General features: G+C 63.8%; 17 protein-coding genes. 13 read left to right on the plus strand and 4 right to left on the minus strand.

Going from position 1 to position 21,003, the window contains the following annotated elements; genetic code table 11:
• The first annotated feature begins 78 nt into the window (after window positions 1-78).
• Window positions 79-1,221, plus strand: coding sequence for an acyltransferase family protein (locus GTP55_RS14490; RefSeq protein WP_161045596.1), 1,143 nt, complete (start codon window positions 79-81; stop codon window positions 1,219-1,221).
• 4 nt (window positions 1,222-1,225) lie between these two features.
• Here the strand turns inward: GTP55_RS14490 and GTP55_RS14495 are convergent, their stop codons facing one another.
• Window positions 1,226-3,595, minus strand: coding sequence for a penicillin-binding protein 1A (locus GTP55_RS14495; RefSeq protein WP_161045597.1), 2,370 nt, complete (start codon window positions 3,593-3,595; stop codon window positions 1,226-1,228).
• A 327-nt stretch (window positions 3,596-3,922) separates the two neighbouring features.
• Here GTP55_RS14495 and GTP55_RS14500 point away from each other — a divergent pair, with 327 nt between their 5' ends.
• The 10 genes from GTP55_RS14500 (at window position 3,923) to GTP55_RS14545 (ending at window position 14,535) form a co-directional block, all read left to right on the plus strand.
• On the plus strand, window positions 3,923-4,999 hold the full coding sequence (locus tag GTP55_RS14500) for a pilus assembly protein PilM (protein WP_161045598.1): 1,077 nt from the start codon (window positions 3,923-3,925) through the stop codon (window positions 4,997-4,999).
• Window positions 4,999-5,610 carry a PilN domain-containing protein gene (locus tag GTP55_RS14505; RefSeq protein ID WP_161045599.1) on the plus strand — a complete coding sequence of 204 codons (612 nt, stop codon included), beginning with the start codon at window positions 4,999-5,001 and terminating at the stop codon, window positions 5,608-5,610. Before GTP55_RS14500 ends, GTP55_RS14505 begins: the two co-directional genes overlap by 1 nt.
• The gene (locus GTP55_RS14510; protein WP_161045600.1) at window positions 5,610-6,290 is read left to right on the plus strand and encodes a type IV pilus inner membrane component PilO; all 681 of its coding nucleotides are present in this window, start codon (window positions 5,610-5,612) and stop codon (window positions 6,288-6,290) included. The genes GTP55_RS14505 and GTP55_RS14510 overlap by 1 nt, the downstream gene beginning before the upstream one ends.
• Window positions 6,287-6,823 carry a pilus assembly protein PilP gene (locus tag GTP55_RS14515; RefSeq protein WP_161045601.1) on the plus strand — a complete coding sequence of 179 codons (537 nt, stop codon included), beginning with the start codon at window positions 6,287-6,289 and terminating at the stop codon, window positions 6,821-6,823. Before GTP55_RS14510 ends, GTP55_RS14515 begins: the two co-directional genes overlap by 4 nt.
• On the plus strand, window positions 6,820-9,009 hold the full coding sequence (locus tag GTP55_RS14520; RefSeq protein WP_161045602.1) for a type IV pilus secretin PilQ: 2,190 nt from the start codon (window positions 6,820-6,822) through the stop codon (window positions 9,007-9,009). The genes GTP55_RS14515 and GTP55_RS14520 overlap by 4 nt, the downstream gene beginning before the upstream one ends.
• Window positions 9,010-9,043: 34 nt before the next feature.
• Window positions 9,044-11,215, plus strand: coding sequence for a beta strand repeat-containing protein (locus tag GTP55_RS14525; RefSeq protein ID WP_161045603.1), 2,172 nt, complete (start codon window positions 9,044-9,046; stop codon window positions 11,213-11,215).
• 12 nt (window positions 11,216-11,227) lie between these two features.
• Complete coding sequence (aroKB, locus tag GTP55_RS14530) at window positions 11,228-12,871, plus strand: bifunctional shikimate kinase/3-dehydroquinate synthase AroKB (protein ID WP_161045604.1); 1,644 nt, start codon at window positions 11,228-11,230, stop codon at window positions 12,869-12,871.
• Between the two features lie 2 nt (window positions 12,872-12,873).
• Window positions 12,874-14,010: a deoxyguanosinetriphosphate triphosphohydrolase gene (locus GTP55_RS14535; RefSeq protein WP_161045605.1), complete on the plus strand. Its 1,137-nt coding sequence runs from the start codon at window positions 12,874-12,876 to the stop codon at window positions 14,008-14,010.
• An 87-nt stretch (window positions 14,011-14,097) separates the two neighbouring features.
• Window positions 14,098-14,358, plus strand: coding sequence for a hypothetical protein (locus GTP55_RS14540; protein ID WP_161045606.1), 261 nt, complete (start codon window positions 14,098-14,100; stop codon window positions 14,356-14,358).
• 9 nt (window positions 14,359-14,367) lie between these two features.
• Window positions 14,368-14,535 (plus strand): hypothetical protein, encoded by a 168-nt coding sequence (locus tag GTP55_RS14545; protein WP_161045607.1) that lies wholly within the window; start codon window positions 14,368-14,370, stop codon window positions 14,533-14,535.
• Here GTP55_RS14545 and mutY read toward each other — a convergent pair.
• Genes mutY through mutM form a run of 3 tightly spaced genes read right to left on the minus strand, consistent with a single transcriptional unit; the run spans window position 14,532 to window position 18,454 of the window.
• A complete protein-coding gene (mutY, locus tag GTP55_RS14550) occupies window positions 14,532-15,662 on the minus strand; it encodes an A/G-specific adenine glycosylase (protein ID WP_161045608.1) in 1,131 nt (376 codons plus the stop codon). The genes GTP55_RS14545 and mutY overlap by 4 nt on opposite strands.
• A 12-nt stretch (window positions 15,663-15,674) precedes the next feature.
• The gene (locus GTP55_RS14555; RefSeq protein ID WP_161045696.1) at window positions 15,675-17,603 is read right to left on the minus strand and encodes a dynamin family protein; all 1,929 of its coding nucleotides are present in this window, start codon (window positions 17,601-17,603) and stop codon (window positions 15,675-15,677) included.
• A gap of 17 nt (window positions 17,604-17,620) precedes the next feature.
• Entirely contained in the window at window positions 17,621-18,454 is an 834-nt protein-coding gene (gene mutM / locus GTP55_RS14560; protein ID WP_161045609.1) for a bifunctional DNA-formamidopyrimidine glycosylase/DNA-(apurinic or apyrimidinic site) lyase, read from the minus strand.
• 138 nt (window positions 18,455-18,592) lie between these two features.
• Here mutM and GTP55_RS14565 point away from each other — a divergent pair, with 138 nt between their 5' ends.
• Both GTP55_RS14565 and GTP55_RS14570 read left to right on the plus strand, forming a co-directional pair.
• Window positions 18,593-20,383: a tetratricopeptide repeat protein gene (locus tag GTP55_RS14565; RefSeq protein WP_161045610.1), complete on the plus strand. Its 1,791-nt coding sequence runs from the start codon at window positions 18,593-18,595 to the stop codon at window positions 20,381-20,383.
• Complete coding sequence (locus GTP55_RS14570) at window positions 20,384-20,998, plus strand: outer membrane lipoprotein LolB (RefSeq protein ID WP_161045611.1); 615 nt, start codon at window positions 20,384-20,386, stop codon at window positions 20,996-20,998.
• Window positions 20,999-21,003 lie beyond the last annotated feature (5 nt).

Consider the following 21,003-nt stretch of genomic DNA (forward strand, 5'->3'; position numbering starts at 1 on the left):
CTTTACCTGATTTTACGTGATGCAACAAATACCCGCGTCACGGAATTCAGATCTCATATGAGTATCCAAGCTGAATCGTTGCAGTCGCCCGCTGCGGCACCCTCATTCCTTCCCGAGCTGGAGTCGCTGCGGGGGCTAGCCGCCTTTGCGGTCGTGGTGGAGCATTGCTTTGTTTACGGCGATGCACCCACGCTCGGCTGGCTGGAGCGGCACAACACCTTCTCCGGCATCATGCTCTGGCTGATCCATTTTGTGTTCAATGGCCGTGCCGCCGTGGTGCTGTTTTTCGTGATCAGCGGTTTCGTCCTGGCGCGTCAGCTGGATGGCGTGTTTGCCGGGCCCTATCCGCGCCTGCAGTCATATTTCATCCGGCGCTTCTTCCGTATTGTTCCTCCCATGTGGGTGGCGATCTTGTTCGGCTATGTGGTCGCGCTGTATTTCCGGCCCGACTTGACGGTGACGCCCACGCTGCTATGGCGTACCTTGGTGCTGCAAGACATCGTACTTGATATTCCCTTGTGGAGCCTTCAGGTGGAGATCGGCTGCTGCGTGGTGTTTCCTCTGCTGTACCTGTTCAGCCTGGATGCGAGCCGGCGCGCAGCCTTCAGCCTGGTACTGATGCTCGCCTTGCTGCTGTTGCTGCCAATCGGCCTGACCTTCGGCGGTGCGATGCGCTATCTGGTGTTTTTCCAGTTGGGTATCCTGGTTGGCAGCCATGGCGCCAGCGTCGTCAATGCCGTCAGCCGCGTCTGGCGGCGGCCCCTGTTTCTGCTGAGCTGCGGCATGTTGTCGCTGGCGTTTTTGCTGTGGCCCTTCTTTGACGCCTTCACGTTCTTCAACGACACCAATTCCATGCTGATGGCGATTCCGTTCGCGTTCGTGGTGCTGGCGTACGTAGTACATGGCAACGATCGCGTGGTGCAATGGGTTTTGCGTTCCCGTCCCGCCCGCTTTTTGGGCAAAATTTCGTTCAGCCTGTATCTGCTGCATTACGTGATTTCGAATACGATGTGGCCGATCTATGCCCTGTCGCCGAAATTCGTGTTCACGTGGACGTCGCCGCTGGGACAAGCCGGGCTGTTCTTCGTGTTCGTGCTGGCGCTGGCGCTGCCGTTGGCGACGCTGATGTATCACTGCATCGAAATGCCATTCAGTAACGTGGGCCGTCGCCTGAGCCGCTATCTGCCGCTGGCAAAAAAACAGGCGGCTAGCGCCGCCTGAGTTCCTAAAATAATTCGTTCTTCACGGCATCCTTGGCTTTTTCCTCGGCCGGGGTGCCATGCCCCGGCGCGTCGAGGTTGTTGACCCCGGTGCCCGGCGGATTTTCCGTGTAGTAGTACTCATCTCCCACCAGCATCACGCCGTCCGGCACCGCGCGTTCCTCGATCGGAATGCTCTTCAGCGCTTTCTGCATGTAGTTGATCCAGATCGGCAGCGCCAGGCCGCCGCCGGTTTCGCGGTTGCCCAGGTTCTTCGGCTGGTCGTAGCCGATCCAGGCGATGCCCACCAGCTTCGGCTGGTAGCCGGCGAACCAGGCGTCGATCGAATCATTGGTGGTGCCGGTCTTGCCGGCGATGTCGCGCCGGCCCAGCACATTGGCCTTGGCGGCGGTGCCGAAGCGCACCACGTCCTTCAGCATCGAATCCATCAGGAAGGCATTGCGCTCGTCGATCACGCGGTTCTTCTCGTCGCCGGCCAGGTCCGGATGCGCCTGCGACAGGATCTTGCCGTCGGCGTCGGTCACCTTGGAAATCAGGTACGGGCTGACCTTGTAGCCGCCGTTGGCAAACACCGCGTAGGCGCCGGCCATCTGCAGCGGCGTGACGTTGCCGGCGCCCAGTGCCAGCGTCAGGTAGGGCGGGTTCTTGTCGGCGTCAAAGCCGAAGCGGGTCGCGTATTCCTGACCGTACTTGGCGCCGATGCGGTGCAGGATGCGGATCGAGATCATGTTCTTGGACTTGGTCAGGCCCTTGCGCATGGTCATCGGTCCTTCGTACTTGCCGTCGTAGTTCTTCGGTTCCCACGCCTGGCCGCCGGTCTGGCCGGCGTCGAACGAAATCGGCGCATCGTTGATGATGGTGGCCGGCGACAGGCCGCGCTCCAGCGAGGCCGAATAGATGAACGGCTTGAACGACGAGCCCGGCTGACGCCAGGCCTGGGTCACGTGGTTGAACTTGTTGCGGTTGTAGTCGAAGCCGCCCACCATGGCCTTGATCGCGCCATCCTGGGTGCTGGCCGCCACAAAGGCCGATTCGATTTCCGGCATCTGCGCCACCAGCCAGTCTTTGCCCTCCTGCAGCACGCGGATCACCGCGCCACGGCGGATACGCTTGTTCGGCGGATTCTTGTCCGACAGCCACGAACGGCCTTGTTCCAGGCCGGCGCCGCTGATCTTGATTTCATCGCCCGAGGCGGTCACGGCGGTAATCAGCTGCGGCGTGGCCGACAGCACCACGGCGGCGATCAGGTCGTCGTTGTCGGGATGCTCGGCCAGCACGGTTTCGATGGCGTCGTCGGCTTCTTCCTTCCTGGCCGGGATGTCGATGTACGCTTCCGGACCGCGATAGGCGTGGCGGCGCTCGTAATCCATCACGCCCTTGCGCAGCGCCAGGTAGGCGGCGTCCTGGTCGGCCTTGGTGATGGTGGTAAACACGTTCAGGCCGCGGGTGTAGGTGTCTTCCTTGAATTGTTCGTATACCAGCTGGCGCGCCAGCTCGGCCACGTACTCGGCGTGCACGCCGAACTCGCTGCTGTCGGTCTTGACCTTCAGCTCTTCGGCCTTGGCGGTCTCGAATTGCTTGTCGCTGATATAACCCAACTCATGCATGCGTTGCAGGATGTACTGTTGCCGGGTGCGTGCGCGCTTTGGATTGACGACCGGATTGTAGGCCGACGGCGCTTTCGGCAGGCCGGCCAGCATGGCCGCTTCGGCAATGCTGATGTCGCGCAGGTTTTTGCCGAAATAGATCTGTGCGGCCGACGAGAAACCATAGGCGCGCTGGCCCAGGTAGATCTGGTTCATGTAGACCTCCAGGATCTGGTCCTTGCTGAGGTTCTTCTCGATCTTCCAGGCCAGCAGCATTTCGTAGACTTTGCGCTTGATCGTCTGTTCGCTCGACAGGAAGAAGTTGCGCGCCACCTGCTGGGTAATGGTCGAGGCGCCTTGCTTGCCGCCGCTGCCGAGGGCATTGTGCAGGCCGGCGCGCAGGATGCCGGTGTAGTCGACGCCGCCGTGTTCGTAGAAGCGGTCGTCTTCGATGGCCAGCACGGCCTTCTTCATGACGTCCGGGATGTCCTTGATGCGCACCAGGTTGCGGCGCTCTTCGCCGAACTCGCCGATCAGCACGTTATCGGCGGAGAAGATCCGCAGCGGCATCTTCGGCCGGTAGTCGGTCAGCGTGTCGAGCTCGGGCAGGTTGGGATAGGCCATCGCCAGGCCGAACACCACCAGCAGCACGCCCGTGACGCCCAGGCCGAGCACGGACAGCCCGGCCAGCAGGAAGAAGCGCGACGAGCGTGACGGTCCCTTGCGCGCTGGCTTGCCGGTCTGGTCAGGCGGGTTGGTTGGTGGCGGTGCCGAATTGGAAGAAGCCATGCAGTGCAATCTCTTGGTTATTTGTGCGGACCATTATAAGCGAGCGGCAGGGCCGTTCCATATGACAGGAATATTTCTGCGTGAGCAACAAAACAATTCAGTTGTTTTTGCGGCCACGAAGGCAAAAATAAGTGTGGCGAAACCCTCACACCCGGTCAATTGTGCACAGTAGAAATACCTTTACACTTAAATAGCCGCGATTTAATGTACAGGCTGATATAAGCAGTCTAAACGCTGGTTTTCAAACGAGTTCTTTATGCAAACTGTTCGACAGCAGGTTCGGATGCACTGCCGTGCAGGCGTCAGCCATGGCGCCGGGGGCCTGGTATGATCGACCTCAAGGGCTTGCTGGGGCAGGGCAATCCGCCGCTGGTGGGCATCGACATTAGCACCTCCAGCGTGCGGCTGGTGGAGCTGGCGCAGGGCGCCAAGGGCGACATCCGGCTGGAGCGCTACGCCGCCGAGCCGCTGCCGCGCAATGCCGTCACCGACGGCAATATCGAGAACATGGACCAGGTGGTGGAAGCGGTGCGCCGGGTCTGGAAGAAAAGCGGCACGCGCGCGCGCCACGCGGCGCTGGGCATGCCGCCGGCCTCCGTCATCACCAAGAAAATCATCCTGCCGGCCGGCATGTCGGAAGACCAGCTGGAAGTGCAGGTCGAATCCGAAGCCAGCCAGTACATCCCGTTTGCGCTGGACGAAGTCAGCCTGGATTTCGACGTCATCGGCCCGGCCGCCAATTCCACCGACGATATCGAAGTCATGCTGGCCGCGTCGCGCCGCGAAAAGGTCGAGGACCGGGTGGCGATCGCCGAAGCATCCGGCCTCAAGGCTACCGTGATGGACATCGAATCGTACGCCGCCCGCGCCGCGCTGGACCGCGTGGTGGCGCAGCTGCCGGACGCTGGCATCGGCCAGGTGATCGCGCTGTTCCAGATCGGCGCCCAGGTCACGCATATTTCCGTGATGCTGGACGGCGTCACCGTCTACGAGCGCGAGCAGCCGTTCGGCGGCAACACGCTGACCCAGGACATCGTGCGCGGCTATGGCCTGTCGTTCGAGGAAGCCGAGGCGCGCAAGAAGACCGGCGACCTGCCGGACAACTACCACGCCGAACTGCTGACGCCATTCCTGGAAAGCGCGGCGCTGGAAATCACGCGCGCGGTCCAGTTCTTCTACACCTCCACGCCCTACACCCGGGTCGACCAGCTGTACCTGGCCGGCGGCTGCGCGCTGATTCCCGGCCTGCTGGACCTGGTGGCCAGCCGCACGCGCATCGCCAGCGCGGTGATCTCGCCGTTCAAGGGCATGCAGATCGGTTCGGCGGTGCGCGAGTCGCAGCTGCGGCTGGACGCGCCGGCTTACCTGGTGGCCTGCGGCCTGGCGTTGCGGAGGTTCGGCTGATGATACGGATCAACCTGCTGCCGCACCGCGAAGAAAAACGCAAGCAGAAGAAGCAGGCCTTCTTTGCGCTGCTGGCGCTGGGTGGCGTGATCGGCATCGGCATCGTGCTGGTGGTCGGCGCCTATAATGCGCGCGCCATCTCGGTCCAGGAGGCGCGCAACCAGGAACTGAAAACCGCCATCAGCGGCCTCGACAAAAAAATCGCCGAGATCGCCACGCTGAAGCAGGACATCGAAGCGCTGAAGGCGCGCCAGCAGGCGGTGGAGGATTTGCAGGGCGACCGCAACCAGCCGGTCTACCTGCTCGATGAACTGGTGAGCCAGACGCCGGCCGGCGTCTACCTCAAATCGTTCCGGCAGGAGGGCCAGAAGGTGGCCGTCAACGGCTACGCGCAATCGCAGGAGCGCGTCTCGGAACTGCTGCGCAACCTGGCCGGCGCCTCGCCGTGGCTGGAGCGGCCGGACCTGATTGAAGTGAAATCCACCGGTCTCGGCCAGGGCAAGAGCGCCAAGAAAGTGGTGGAGTTCAACCTCAACGTGTTCATCAAGCGCCCGCGCGACAAGGACCAGCCGCAAGATGGCGCCAAGGCCAAGCCACCGGAGCGCACCTGATGGCCGCCAAGCTCAACATCAATCTCAATGCATGGCTGGCCGATCTGGCCGACCAGTTCCGCGACCTCCAGGGCCGCCATCCGGGCCAGTGGCCGCTGGCGCCGCGCGTGCTGTGCGCCATCGGCGTGACGGCGGCGGTGTGCGTGGCCGGCTACTTCGGTTACTGGAGTTCGCAGTTCGACGAGCAGGACGCCGGCCTGATGACCGAGACCCGGCTGCGCGACGAGTACAAGATCAAGACCGCACAGGCGATCAACCTGGAGGCGCTGCGGGCGCAAAAAGCCCAGGTCGACCAATACGTCGAGCGCTTGCAGAAACAGCTGCCGAGCAAGGCCGAAATGGCCGCGCTGCTGACCGACATCAACCAGGCCGGTTCCGGCCGCGGCTTGCAGTTCGACCTGTTCAAGCCGCAGCAGGTGGTGATCAAGGATTACTACGCCGAACTGCCGATCGACATCAAGATCACAGGCAACTACCACGACATCGGCGCCTTCACCGGCGATATCGCCAACCTGCCGCGCATCGTCACGCTCAACAACCTGGCGCTCAGCACCGGCAAGGATGGCGTGCTGACGCTGGAAGCGGTAGCCAAGACCTTCCGTTATCTCGATCCGGAAGAGGTGGCAGCGCAGCGCAAGGCCGCCGCCGACAAGAAAAAGAAAGCGGCCAAGTCATCATGAAAACGCTGCTTTCCCTGTTGATGGCAATGGTGGTGCTGGCCGGCTGCGGCGACAGCGACGTGCAGGAAGTGCGCACCTGGATGAAACAGATCGATGCGCAAACCCAGGTCCGCGTGCCGCCGCTGGCCGAGCCCAAGGTGTTCGTGCCGTTCGCCTACGCGCGCAAGGACGAGCTCGATCCGTTCAATCCGAACAAATTACTGGCCGAGCTGGCCAAGCAGGCCGCCACCGCCGGCGGCGGCCTGAAGCCGGATATGGCGCGCCGCAAGGAATTGCTGGAGAGTTATCCGCTCGACACCATCAAGATGGTCGGCACCATTGAAAAGAAAGGCGTGGTGCACGCCGTGCTGCAAGTCGACCGCGCCGTGCACCAGGTGGTGGTGGGCCAGCATCTGGGCGAGAACTACGGCCGCATCACCGGCATCAGCGACAACACCGTCACCATCAAGGAAATCGTCCAGGACGCCACTGGCGACTGGGTCGAGCGCCAGTCCCGGTTGGAACTGCAGGAAAGCAAGGAGAACGCCAAATGAACGCTCATCTCACGGCCCGCCGCGTCCTGGCCGCCGCCACTTGGGCAGCCATGGCGCTGACCCTGCAACTTGCCGGCCTGGCGCAGGCGCAGACCGCCGATGCGGCGGTCAGCAATGTCAGCGCCGCCAACGCCATCGAAGCGATTACCGCCCGCCAGCAGGGCGCCAACGTGGTGGTCAAGATCGCGCTGCGGCGCGCGCCGGACAAGTTGCCGCTCAATTTCGCGATTTCCAATCCGGCCCGCATTGCGCTCGACTTCGGCGCCACCGTCAACGCCACCGGCAAGAATCTGCTGGAACTGAACCAGGGCGACCTGCGTGGCGTGAACCTGGTGCAGGCCGGGGAGCGCTCGCGCCTGGTGTTCAACCTCAAGCGCTCGCTCAACTACGCCACCGCCATCGACGGCAACGCCATCATCCTGACCATCGACGGTTCCGGCGGCCTCGCCACCGCCGTCGACAGTACCGGCCTGCCGGTGGCCAAGCCGGCCGTCCCGGCCGGCAAGCAGGCCTTGCGCGACCTCGACTTCCGCCGCGGCGCCAACGGCGAAGGCCGGGTGGTGGTCGACTTGCCCAACAACCAGGTGGCGGTCGATGTGCGCCAGACGCCGACCGGCGTCGTCGTCGATTTCCTCAAGACCGGCGTGCCGGATACGCTGCGCCGCAAGCTCGACGTGGGCGACTTCGGCACGCCGGTGTGGCAGATCACCACCGTGCCGCAGGGCGAGAACACGCGCCTGACCATCGAGGCGCGCGGCCTGTGGGAGCAGACTGTCTACCAGAGCGACACCCAGCTGGTGGTCGACATCAAGCCGATCAAGGAAGATCCGAACAAGCTGACGCAGGGTTCGCAAGGCTATCGCGGCGAGAAGCTGTCGTTCAATTTCCAGAATGTGGAAGTGCGCGCGGCGCTGCAGGCGATCGCCGATATCTCCGGCCTCAACATCATCACCAGCGACAGCGTGGCCGGCAACCTGACCCTGCGCCTGAAGGAAGTGCCGTGGGACCAGGCGCTGGACGTGATCCTGCAAGCCAAGGGCCTGGACATGCGCAAGAACGGCAACGTGCTGTGGATCGCGCCCAAGGAAGAATTGCTGACCAAGGAAAAGCTGGAGCTGGAACAGAAAGCCCAGATCGCCGACCTGGAACCGCTGAAGTCGGAAATCTTCCAGCTCAATTACCAGAAGGCGGAAGCGTTCAAGCTGGTGTTCGGGCTGGATGGCGGCGCCGACAGCAAGAACCGCATCCTGTCCAAGCGCGGCAGCGCCATCATCGAGCCGCGCACCAACCAGGTGTTCGTCACCGATATTCCCTCCAAGCTGGAGGACGTGCGCCGGCTGATCGCCAAGACCGACGTCGCCACCAAGCAGGTGCTGATCGAAGCGCGCATTGTCGAAGCCAGCGACACCTTCACCCGCAACCTCGGCGCCAAGCTGGGCTTCACCGACCTGCGCACCCAGCGCGGCGGCGATTCCGGCTATCAGATCGGCAGCAGCAACACCCGCATCGGCATTGGCGGCAACATCACCGGCGTCGGCGAATCCACCGGCCAGGTGGCGGTCGGCACCAGCAGCTACGCCAACAGCCAGTTCGTCAACCTGCCGGCTTCCAGCATCAACGGCGCCCAGGCCGGCAGCCTGGCGGTCAGCCTGTTCTCGTCGGCCGCCAACCGCTTCCTCAACCTGGAGCTGTCGGCGCTGGAAGAGGACGGCACCGGCAAGATCATCTCCAGCCCGCGCGTGATCACCTCCGACAAATCGGTGGCGCTGATCGAGCAGGGCATCGAACTGCCGTACCAGGTGGCCACCAGCAGCGGCGCCACCTCGATCCAGTTCCGCAAGGCCAACCTGCGGCTGGAAGTGACGCCGCAGATCACGCCGGACGGCAACGTCGTCATTGACGTCGATGTCAACAAGGACAGCGTCGGCCAGGAAACCCGCTCCGGCTTCGCCATCGACACCAAGCACGTCAAGACCCAGGTGATGGTCGATAACGGCGGCACCGTGGTGCTGGGCGGCATCTACCAGTTGACCGAGCGCAGCACCACCGACAAAGTCCCGCTGCTGGGCGACGTGCCGGTGCTGGGCTATCTGTTCCGCAGCAATACCCGCACCAATGACAAGACGGAGCTGCTGGTGTTCATTACACCAAAAATCGTGGCGGAGAAGCTGCCGTCCACGCGCTGATTAATTCACTTCATCAACGTTAATGGGATGTGTCATGAATAAATTCACAGGATGGCTGGCAACGCTTGCCTGCGCAAGCTTGCTGGCCGCTTGCGGCGGCGGCGGCGGCTCGCCCGGCACCAACAGTAACGGCGTGGCGCCGTCCAGGGCCGCCAGCGTGACGCTGACGGCGGACGCCACCACCATCGCCTCATCCGGCCTGGACGGCACGGAAGTGACGCTGACGGCCATCGTCAAGGACAGCGGCGGCAATGCGCTGGTCGGCGAGACGGTCAGCTTCAGCGCCAGTTCCGGCACCATCACCAGCACCAACCGCGTCACCAACACCTCCGGCCAGGTGGTTGAGAAACTCAGCGTCAAGGGCGACTCGTCGTTGCGCACCATCACCATTACCGCCAGCGCCGGCAACGCCAAATCGAGCGCCATCACGGTGCAGGTGGTCAACGCCGTGCCGACGCTGACGCTGACCGCCGATTCCGGCACGCTGCCGTCCGGCGGCACCAAGGATGTCATCGTCACCGCGCTGGTGCGCGACGCCAACAACAACGTCGTGCCGAATGTCGCGGTGAGCCTGAAGTCCGACTCCGGCAGCCTGAGCGTGACCAATGCGGTGACCAACGCGCAGGGCGTGGTGACCGGCACGCTGGGCATCGGCGGCGACGCCACCTCGCGCGACATCAAGGTCAGCGCCAGCGTCACCGGCGCGGCCGCCACGCCGATCGTGGTGCGCGTCAGCGGCAATGTGCTGACCATCAGCGCCGCGCCGAGCATCAGCGCCGGCGCCAGCACCGACGTCACGGTCAAGCTGGTCGATTCGGCCGGCAATCCGCTGGTCGGCAAGCCGGTCACCTACAGCTCCAACGCCAACTCGCTGACGGTCAAGGGGGGCGGCGCGGCGGTCACCAATTCCGGCGGCCAACTGGTGTTGAGCTATGCGGCCAGCGGCGGCAGCGCCGACGTCATCAGCTTCAAGGCCATGGGCGAACTGGCCTCGACTGACATCGCCATCAACTCCTCGACCTTTGCCGTGCGTGTGCTCGACGGCAGCGGCAACGTCGCCGCCTCGGCCGCCATTGGTGGCTGCCAGCAGGTGGCGGTGACCAATGCGCCGGGCAGTAGCGTCACTATCAGCACCTCGCGCGGCACGGTGTACAGCAACGCTTCCTGCTCGGCGGTACTGGGCGGTGCGCTGGGCTTGTCGGGCGGCGCCGCCACCGCGTATGTCAACGCCACCGGTCCGGGCGTGGCCACGCTGACTGCCAGCGCCGGCGGCCAGACCACCCAGACCGCGCTGGAGTTCTATGCGCCGGTGACGGCGGTGTCGACCATCACGCTGCAGGTCGATCCGGCCACCATCGGCACCAACACCGCCGGCGGGACCAGCGAGCAGGCCACGCTGCGCGCCGTGGTGCGCGACGGCACCGCCCAGAACAATCTGGTCAGGAACGCCACGGTGGCGTTCTCCATCCTGAGCGATCCGAGCGGCGGCAAACTGACCGAGCCGTCGGTGGTGACCACGGGCGCCGATGGCGCCGCCAGCACCAGCTTCATTGCCGGCACTTCGGTGACCCCGACCGACGGCGTGCGCATCCAGGCACGCCTGGTCGGCGGCTCCAACGCGGCCGCCACCGCCACCCTGACGGTGGCGCAGAAGTCGCTGTTCATCAGCGCCGGCACCGGCAACACCGTGCTGACGCCGACCAGCACCACCTACCAGATGGACTACGCGGTGATCGTCACTGACGCCGCCGGCAATGCAGTGAAGAACGTCAATCTGACGGCCTCGGTGCTGCCGACCTTCTACTACAAGGGCGCTCTGGCCTACACCGCGCCGACCGGTCCATGGGAGCCGGTGTCGCGCACCGCCTGCGCCAATGAGGACGCCAACAACAACGGCATCCTCGACGCCGGCGAGGATTTCAACGGCAACGGCGTGCTCGATCCGGGCATTCCGGTCACCGTGACGCCGAACGTGACTACCGACAGCACCGGCCGCGCTACCGTCTCGCTGGTCTACCCGCGCGACCGCGTGTACTGGCTCGATGTCAACCTGACCATCCGCGGCCAGGCCAGCGGCACGGAGTCCCGCTACACCTCTCTGGTACACTTGATAGGATTGAGCGGCGATTATTCTTCACAAAACGTCCGCCCGCCCGGCGCGACCAGTCCTTACGGGGTGTCGACGACGTGCAGTAACCCGCAATAACCTGGACCGTGCATGCAAAATGTGTTTTTAGTCGGCCTGATGGGGGCAGGAAAGACCACCATCGGCCGCATCCTGGCTCGCAAGCTGGGGCTGAAGTTTATTGATTCGGACCACGAGATCGAGGCGCGCACCGGCGCCTCGATCCCGTGGATCTTTGAAATCGAGGGCGAGGCCAGCTTCCGCCGGCGCGAGGCGGACGTGATCCGCGACCTGTGCGGCCAGCAAGGGCTGGTGCTGGCCACCGGCGGCGGCGCCGTGCTCAACGCCGACAGCCGCGCCCTGCTGCAGGCGCGCGGCACCGTGGTCTACCTGCGTGCCAGCGTCAACAGCATCCTGCAACGCACCGCGCACGACAAGAACCGGCCGCTGCTGCAAACCGCCGATCCGCGCAAAAAACTCGAAGAATTGATGGCGGTCCGTGATCCTTTGTACACGGAAATTGCCGATCTGGTCATCGATACCGGCCGTCCTAACGTACAATCGATGGTTCAGACCATCCTGACCCAGCTGGATACCATGGCCTGCGAGGCCTCGCCCAACTGCGTCACCCAAGCCGAACCATCGATGAACGAACAATCCAACATCCTGTTAAACGTAGAACTGGGCGAGCGCAGCTACCCGATTTCCATCGGTCCGTCGCTGCTGGACGACAGCGCGCTGCTGGCGCGCCATGTGCACGGCAACAAGGTTGCCATCGTCAGCAACACCACCGTCGCGCCGCTGTATCTGGCGCGGGTAGAAAGCGGCTTGCGCGCTGCCGGCAAGGATGTCACGTCGGTGATCCTGCCGGATGGCGAAGAGTTCAAGAACTGGTCCAGCCTGATGCAGATCTTCGACGCGCTGCTCCAAAGCAAGGCCGACCGCAAGACCACGCTGGTCGCCCTCGGCGGCGGCGTCATCGGCGACCTGACCGGCTATGCGGCGGCCAGCTATATGCGCGGCGTCGACTTCATCCAGATGCCGACCACCTTGCTGTCGCAGGTCGATTCGTCGGTGGGCGGCAAGACCGGCATCAACCACCCGCTGGGCAAGAACATGATCGGCGCCTTCTACCAGCCGCGCGCGGTGATCGCCGATACCGCCACGCTGGAAACCCTGCCGGAACGCGAGCTGTCGGCCGGCCTGGCGGAAGTGATCAAGTACGGCGCCGTGATCGACCTGGCGTTCTTCGAGTGGATCGAAGCCAATATCGGCAAGCTGATGGCGCGCGACAAGGGCGCGCTGGCCTATGCGATCGCCCGCTCGTGCGAAATCAAGGCCGACGTGGTGCGCCAGGATGAGCGCGAAGGCGGCCTGCGCGCGATCCTGAATTTCGGCCATACCTTTGGCCACGCCATCGAAGCCGGCATGGGCTACGGCGCCTGGCTGCACGGCGAGGCGGTCGGTTGCGGCATGGTGATGGCGGCCGATCTGTCGCATCGCATGGGCCTGATCGACGCGGCCACGGTCGAGCGCGTGCGCGCGCTGGTGGCGGCCGCCGGCCTGCCGGTCAAGGCGCCCGACCTGGGCGTGGACAAATGGCTGGAAGCGATGGAAGTCGACAAGAAGAACGAAGGCGGCGCCATCAAGTTTATTCTGATGAATCCGCTGGGCGGCTCAAAGATCAGCAACGCACCGCAGGAATTGCTGCTGGCGACGCTGGCGGCCTGCGTTTAGCCATGTCGCCGGAAGCCTACCTCGCTCCCTACGCGGCCCATTCGGAAGGCGGCATCGGCCGCCGCTATCCGGAAACCGCGCACGCCTCGCGCAGCCAGTTCCAGCGCGACCGCGACCGCATCATCCATTCGTCGGCCTTCCGCCGGCTGGAGTACAAGACCCAGGTGTTCCTCAACCACGAAGGCGACCTGTTCCGCACCCGGCTGACGCACAGCCTGGAGGTGGCGCAGATCGGCCGCTCGCTGGCGCGCAACCTGCGGCTGAACGAGGATCTGGTGGAGGCGATTTCGCTGGCACATGATTTGGGCCACACGCCGTTCGGTCACGTCGGCCAGGATGTGCTGAACGAGTGCATGCACGACTACGGCGGCTTCGAGCACAATCTGCAAAGCCTGCGCGTGGTCGATGAGCTGGAGGAGCACTACGGCGCGTATGACGGCCTGAACCTGATGTTCGAAACGCGCGAGGGCATTCTCAAGCACTGTTCGCTGAACAATGCCAAGCTGCTGGGGCCGGTGGCGCAGCGCTTCATCGACCGCCAGCAGCCGTCGCTGGAAGCGCAGCTGACCAATCTTGCGGATGAGATCGCTTACAACAGCCATGACATCGATGACGGCCTGCGTTCCGGCCTGATTTCGATCGAGCAGCTGGAGCAGGTGGACTTCTTTGCGCGGCTATGGCGCGATGTGCAGCTGGCGTTTCCCGGCCTGTCGGGCCGGCGCGCGATCTATGAAACCTTGCGCCGTTTGATTACGGCGCTGGCCGATGACTTGATCGAAACGTCCAGCGCGCGCATTGCCGAGTTCGCCCCGCAGCATATCGATGACGTGCGCGCGGCGCCGCCGCTGATCCGTTTTTCCGACGGCATGCGCAAGGATGCTACCGAGCTGAAGCGTTTCCTGTACGCCAATCTTTACCGTCACTACAAGGTCAACCGCATGCGGGTGAAAGCCAGCCGCATCGTGCGTGAACTGTTCGAGTCGTTCATGGCCGAGCCGGTGCTGTTGCCGCCGGATTACCAGGACAAGTCGGGCGATGTGAACAAGCAGGCGCGCAAGATCGCCGACTACATCGCCGGCATGACCGACCGCTACGCCATCCGCGAACACCGCCGGCTGTTCTCGCTGGACGAGCTCTGATCTGCCTCAAGCAGCGCAGGTGTTCAGCTTGACCTGAACGCTTGCGCGGCCGATGATGAAGTACGCTGTGCTTCGTTGGGAGCCGTCATGGAGATGCAGGAACAAATCGAAAAATACTGCGCTACCAAGGTCGAGCTGATGGCCTTTCGGGAAGAGGTGGCCGTCCAGTTCGGTAAAGTGCATACGGCCATTGAGAGCACGCACGTCGAGATCGCCAAGACCCATACCGAGATCGCCAGGCTGGAAGGCCGCATGTCCGCCATGGAAACCCGGCTCATCAAGTGGTTTATCACCATCATCATCGCCAACGCGACGATCTCGCTGGCGATCGCCCGCTATCTTTCGTAGAGGTGAATCATGAACGACTTGAGCAACGAAGTCCGCGTCAATTTCGCTCAACTTGATGCGAAGTTTGCCAACATCGAGGTCAAAATCGACAGAATGGTGCGCGTTTTAGCAATTGGCTGGTTCGCAACGCAGTTGTCCGCTGCCGCGTTGGTGGTGGCTGCGGTCAAATGTCTCTAAAACATCCGCTGCTGCGCGTCGCGGCGGTCGCCTAGCAGTTCCAGCAGCAGCTTCTTGATTGGCGCCGGCAGGGCGGCGTCGGCGATGTGGGCGGCGTCCAGCCAGACGTGCCCGGACTCGGCCACCATCGGAAAGCGCCGCGCCAGCGTCACTCGGTACGGCGCAATGTGCAGCTTGTAGTGCGTGAACACATGCGTCACCGTCGACAGCCGGTCACACGATTCCATCTCGCCGAACTTGGCCACTACCCGCAGCAATGCGTCATCATTGGGCGGCGCGATCTCGTCATAGTCCGCCGCCACATGCCCCTCCAGTTCCGGCAGCGACAGCAGCCCGCCCCAGATGCCCGTTGGCGGCCGCTGCTCGAGCAGCACCTGGTCGTTGTCGATAATCGCCAGCATCTCGGCCTGCTTTTCCGGCGTCGCCTTCTTCGGCTTGCGCACCGGCAGATCCCTGGTGCGGCCGGTGGCGAACGCCACGCAGCGCGGCTGCATCGGACAGCGCTCGCACGCCGGGCTGCTGCGCGTGCACACGGTCGCCCCCAGATCCATCAAGCCCTGCGTGTACGACTCGATGCCCACTTCCGGCAACAGCGCCTCGGCGCGCAGCCACATGGCTTGCTCGGTCTTCTTCTCGCCCGGATAGGTGTCGATGCCGAACACCCGCGCAAACACGCGCTTGACGTTGCCATCCATGATGGCCGCGCGCCGGCCGCTGGAAAACGCCGCAATCGCCGCCGCCGTCGAACGGCCGATGCCCGGCAACTCCGCCAGCAGCAACGGGTCGGACGGGAACACGCCGTCATACTCGGCCACCACGCGTTGCGCGCACTTGTGCAGATTGCGCGCCCGCGTGTAGTAGCCCAGGCCGCTCCACTGCGCCATCACATCCTCCACCGGCGCCGCCGCCAACTCGCGCAGGGTAGGGAAGCGTTCCAGGAAGCGTGCGTAATAGCCCAGCACCGCCGACACCTGGGTCTGCTGCAACATGATTTCCGACAGCCAGATCAGGTACGCATCGCGGGTGTTTTGCCAGGGCAGCACATGGCGTCCATGCACTTTTTGCCAGCCGATCAGATCGGCCGAGAAACTGGGGTCTGCATAATTCTCTACTGCTACAACTTTCATTCTGTTCCTAAATCAGGCTGCGGCGTCCAACGCCACAAAGTCCGCATGGATGGCGATGCCGATCGCATTCGCCAGTTCGTTCAGACGCGTCTTCTGCGCTTCGAGCTCCTGCTGGCTGCGCTCGAACGCGTCGATTTTCTGTTCCAGGCTGTCGGTCGCATCGTGGATGCGCTGGATCGAGCCCAGCCGGTGTTTCAGCTGATCCTTGTGCTGGCGGATCTGCGCTTCCAGCGGCGCCATGATCACCTTCAGCCACGCTTCGGCATCGTTGTTGGCGGAGCGGAAGCAGCCGCGCACGCGCGAGGCGATGGTGTCGAAGAACTTCTCCATCAATGTCACGCGGCTGGTGGTCAGCAGCGTCGCCGTGCCGAAGGTCTTGTAATAGATCGCCTCGATGCTGGCCAGTTCGTCGCGATAACGGTCCAGCGAAAACGGCATCGGCAGCGCCAGCGTCAGCCCGTGTTCGGTCGAGAAGCGGCGGTACATTACGCCCATCATCTCGCTGATCTCCAGCGTCTTGCGTTCGGCCGCGTCGAGGTTGGCGCGGGTGCGTTCAAAATAGCCGCGGACCGCTTCGCGCACGCCGGTGAAAAAGCGGCTGCGCTGCATTTCGTGGCGCACCAGTTCGATATCGTCGCGGACGATGTCCATGCCCATGCAGGTGTACAGCTCGGTCGACAGCCGCGTGAACACCGCGCGCGTGGCCTGTAACTTGAACAGGCTGGCGTCGAATTCCTTCTTCTCCACATCGATGCGGCGCATCATGTGCGAGATCACATTCTGGTTCTTGCCGCGCAGGCTGCGCAGCTCGTGCAGCTGCTCGACGATACCGCGGCTGCGCGCCTGCAGCATGGCCATCTGCGCCGTGTTCAGCGCCTGCAATTCCTCCACCAGCTGCCTGCGCACGATGTCCTTCTTGGCCGGGATCAGTTCGTTGAACAGCGCGCCTTCCAGCGCGTGCAGCCGGCTGCGCGCCTGCAGTTCGACGTCGTGGTTGATCTTGCCCACCAGCGCCTTCTGTGCCGACACCGGAAACACCTGGCGCGGCTCCAGCGACAGCATGTGCGCCACATTGGCCTGCTGGCGGGCGATCTCGGCGTTGATGTCATCCTCGCTGCGCAGCTCGTCCCACATGCTGTCGATCTTGTTCAGCACCACCAGCCTGCCGGCGCCGGCACCGATATGGTTGCGCCACACTTCGATATCGCTCTTGGTCACGCCGGTGTCGGCGGCCAGGATGAACAGCACCGCGTGCGCGTTCGGGATCAGGTTCAGCGTCAGTTCCGGCTCGGTGCCGATGGCGTTGAGGCCGGGCGTGTCGAGGATCACCAGCCCCTGCTTGAGCAGCGGATGCGGGAAGTTGATGATGGCGTGGCGCCACAGCGAAATCTCCACCCAGCCGTTCTCGTCCAGCGTGGCCGGCATGTCCGGGTCGTCCTCGTCGTACAGGCCGTAGCGCTTGGCTTCTTCCACCGGCACGTAGCGCGTCTTGCTGACCTGCTTGAAGGCTTCGTGCATTTCCGCGCCTTCGTCCAGGTTCAGCGGCAGCACGGTCCAGGCCGCAGGCTGCTCGCGGTAATCGCTGGTCGACAGGTTGTCGGCCCGGGTCTCGATCGGCAGCAGGCGGATCGACGGCGCCAGGCTGGGATTCCACAGCAGCTCGGTCGGGCACATGGTGGTGCGGCCGGCCGCCGACGGCAGGATACGCTGGCCATACTCGGCAAAGAAGATGGCGTTGATCAGCTCCGACTTGCCGCGCGAAAATTCGGCGACGAAGGCCACCGACAGCTGGTCGTCGGCCAGCCGCGCCAGCGTGCGGCTGACGCGCTGGTCGGTAGCGGCGTCGCTCAGGGACGCGCCGGCCACCCACGCCTGATAATTCTTCAGTGCGGTAACCACGCCTTGCCGCCAGGCGCTGTACTGTTCGAAATCCCTGACCATCATTGGTGTGCCCTTATTTATTTTTGGCAATTCACACAATAGAACGTGGAACGCTGGCCCTGCTTGATCTGGCGGATCGGCGCCGCGCAGATGCGGCACGGCACGCCAGTCCGATCATAGACGAAATAGGTCTGCTGAAAATACCCGGACTGCCCGTTGACGCTGATGAAGTCGCGCAGCGTGCTGCCGCCCTGGACGATGGCTTCGGCCAGGATCTCGCGCACCGTCTGCGCCAGCTTCTCGTAGCGCGCCAGGCTGATGCGCCTGGCCGGCGTCTTCGGATTGATGCCGGCACGGAACAAGCTTTCCGACGCATAAATATTGCCGACACCCACCACGATATCGCCGGCCAGCAGCACCTGCTTGACCGGCGCACTGCGCTGCCGGGTCTGATCGTACAGCAATTTGCCGCTGAAGCCCGCTTCCAGCGGCTCCACGCCCAGTTCGCGCAGCAGCACATGGTGTTCCAGCTCGCCGTCGGCGGCGTCGTGCCACAGCACCGCGCCGAAGCGGCGCGGGTCTTTCATACGCAGCACCTGCGGGCCGTTCGGGCCTTCCACCTGCAAATCGAAGTGATCGTGCTTCTCCGGCTCGATGCCGGGGGCCATGATCCGCAGGTGGCCGGACATGCCAAGGTGGATGATCAGCGTGCCATGCTCGAAGTGGATCAGCAAATACTTGCCGCGGCGTCCCGTGCGCAGCACCTTGCGGCCGGCCAGCAGCTGGGGCAGGGCTGCCGGGAACGGCCAGCGCAAACCTTCGCGGCGCAGCACCACCTCGCGCACCACCCGGTCTTCGATATGGGGCGCGACGCCGCGCCGTGTCACTTCGACTTCTGGTAATTCTGGCATCTATCTCAACTGGCTGAGGAAATAATGGGAGGCAACGTCTGGCTGTAACGGAATATTTGGTTACACTAGTCAAACTCCGCCCGTACTGCGAACGGCGTAAAATCTGACCGTACTTTGCTGACTTGCCAGGATCTGCCCTTGAAAAACGCTTTCGCCATTGTAACCCTGTCCGCCTTGCTGTCGGCGTGCGCTGTCGCGCCGCACCAGCAGGACCAGCCCGCCGCCAGGCCGCAGCCCGCCGGGCCCGCTGCTGCGGACGCCGCCGCGCCGGCCGAGGCCGAAGCACCGGCACCAGCGCCGGAAGCGTTGCCCAATAACGATCTGACCAGCGACCTGCTGTTCCGCATCACCAAGGCCGAGCTGGAATTCAAGAAAGGGCAGTGGCAAGGCCCGTACATCACCATGATGGCGCTGGCCCAGCAGACCCGCGATCCGCGCCTGGCGCGCCGCGCGGTGGAAATGGCACTGACCGCCAAGCAGAACGGCGAGGCGATGTCGGCCATCCGCCTGTGGCGCAGCCTGGCGCCGGATTCGGATGAAGCGGCGCAATTCTTCCTCGGCTTTGCCGTCGCCGGCGACGATCTGGGCGAAGCGGAAGCCGTGTTCGAGGAACGCCTGAAAAAAGCCAAGCCGGCCGCGCGCCCGCTGGTGATGTTCCAGATGCAGCAATACCTGCTGCGCGCCAAGGACAAGACCGCCGCCTTCTCCCTGCAGGAACGCGTGCTGCTGCCCTACGACGACACGCTGGAGTCGCACCTGATCCTGTCGCAGGGCGCGTTTGGCCTCAACGACATGGCGCGCGCCCGCGCCGAATCGGCCAAGGCGCTGGCGATCAAGCCGGATTCCGAACTGGCCATCCTGACCAGCGCTCAGGTGTCGGGCGATATCGACACCGCCATGAAAACGCTGACCGGCTTCCTCGACAAGTATCCGAAATCGGCCGAGGTGCGCGCCGCCTACGCCCGCATTCTGGTCGACAACAAACAGTACGACGAGGCGCGCAAGCAATTCCTGATGCTGCTGAAAGACCAGCCGGACAACATCGCCACGCTGTACGCGCTGGGCGTGATGTCGATGCAGGCCGACAATCTGCCGGACGCGGAGAAATACTTCACCCGCTTCGTCAACACCCTGGCCGAGCACCCGAATGACGAGCGCGACCCATCCAAGGTGCTGGTGATCCTGTCCCAGATCGCCGAGCAGCGTGGCGACTTCGACCTCGCCTACAGCTGGCTGGAGAAGGTCGAGGGCAGCGACGAAAAAGTCTACCTGGCCGCGCGCATGAAAATGGCGGTGCTGACCGCCCGCAAAGGCAATATCGACGAGGCCCGCAAGCAACTGGCCGAGCTGACGCCGGCCGACCCCAACGACCAGGCGCAAGTGTTCCAGACCGACGCCCAGCTGCTGCGCGACGCCGGCGACCACCGCGCCGCCTACCAGGTGCTGGAAAACGCCCTCAAGCGCTATCCCGATAATCCCGACCTGCTGTACGACTTTGCGCTGGTGGCGGAAAAAGTCGGCAATACCGTGCTGATGGAAAAAGCGCTGCGCCAGGTGATGATCGCCGCGCCCGACAACCAGCACGCCTACAACGCACTGGGCTATTCGCTGGCCGAGCGCAACGAGCGCCTGCCGGAAGCCTACGCACTGGTCGACAAGGCAATGAAGATGGCGCCGGGCGATCCGTTCATCATGGACAGCATGGGCTGGGTGCAGTTCCGCATGGGTAACCTGGACGAGGCGGAAGCGCTGCTGCGCCGCGCCTACGCGCTGCGCAACGATCCGGAAATCGCCGTCCACCTGGGCGAAGTGCTGTTCGCCAAGGGCGACGTCGGCGCCGCCCAGAAGATGTGGAAAGAAGCGCAAGCCAAAGATCCGAAAAACGACGCGCTCAAGAGTACGCTGGCGCGCCTCAACCAAAGTTTATAAATGACTACACCATCGTTCCTCCGGCCGCTGCTGCTGGCCGTGGCCCTGTCAGCGGCCGTCGCCGGCTGCGCCACCACCGGCCCGCGTTCCACCTCGGTAGTTGCGCCTTACAGCGACAAGACCGAGCTGACCGGCCGCCTGACCATCAACTTCAGCCGTGACGGCAAGAAGGAATCGATGACCGGCAAGTACGACTGGCAGCAGGACAAGGAAAACGTCAACGTCAGCCTGACCTCGCCGCTGGGGCAGATGATCGCCGTGATCAAGGTCACGCCGCACTCGGCCACGCTGACCCAGGGTGACAAGGCGCCGCCGCAGACCGCGCCCAACGTCGATGCGCTGACCCAGAAAGCGCTGGGCTGGACGCTGCCGGTCTCCGGCCTGCGCTACTGGCTGCAAGGCTACGCCACCGACAGCGACGGCAAGCCGTTCACCGCCTCGCCGGCCAACGATACCGTCATCACGCGCGACGGCTGGAAGCTGGAATACGTCGACTGGCAGGATGAAAAGGCCGCCGTGCCCAAGCCCAAGCTGATCTACGCCACCCGCCTCGCCCTGGGGCAGGCGGTGGATGACATGAACATCCGCATTTTCATCGATGCGCCCGACCGGTAAAATGC

This window comes from Duganella margarita (assembly GCF_009857535.1).
Lineage (GTDB): Bacteria > Pseudomonadota > Gammaproteobacteria > Burkholderiales > Burkholderiaceae_D > Rugamonas > Rugamonas margarita.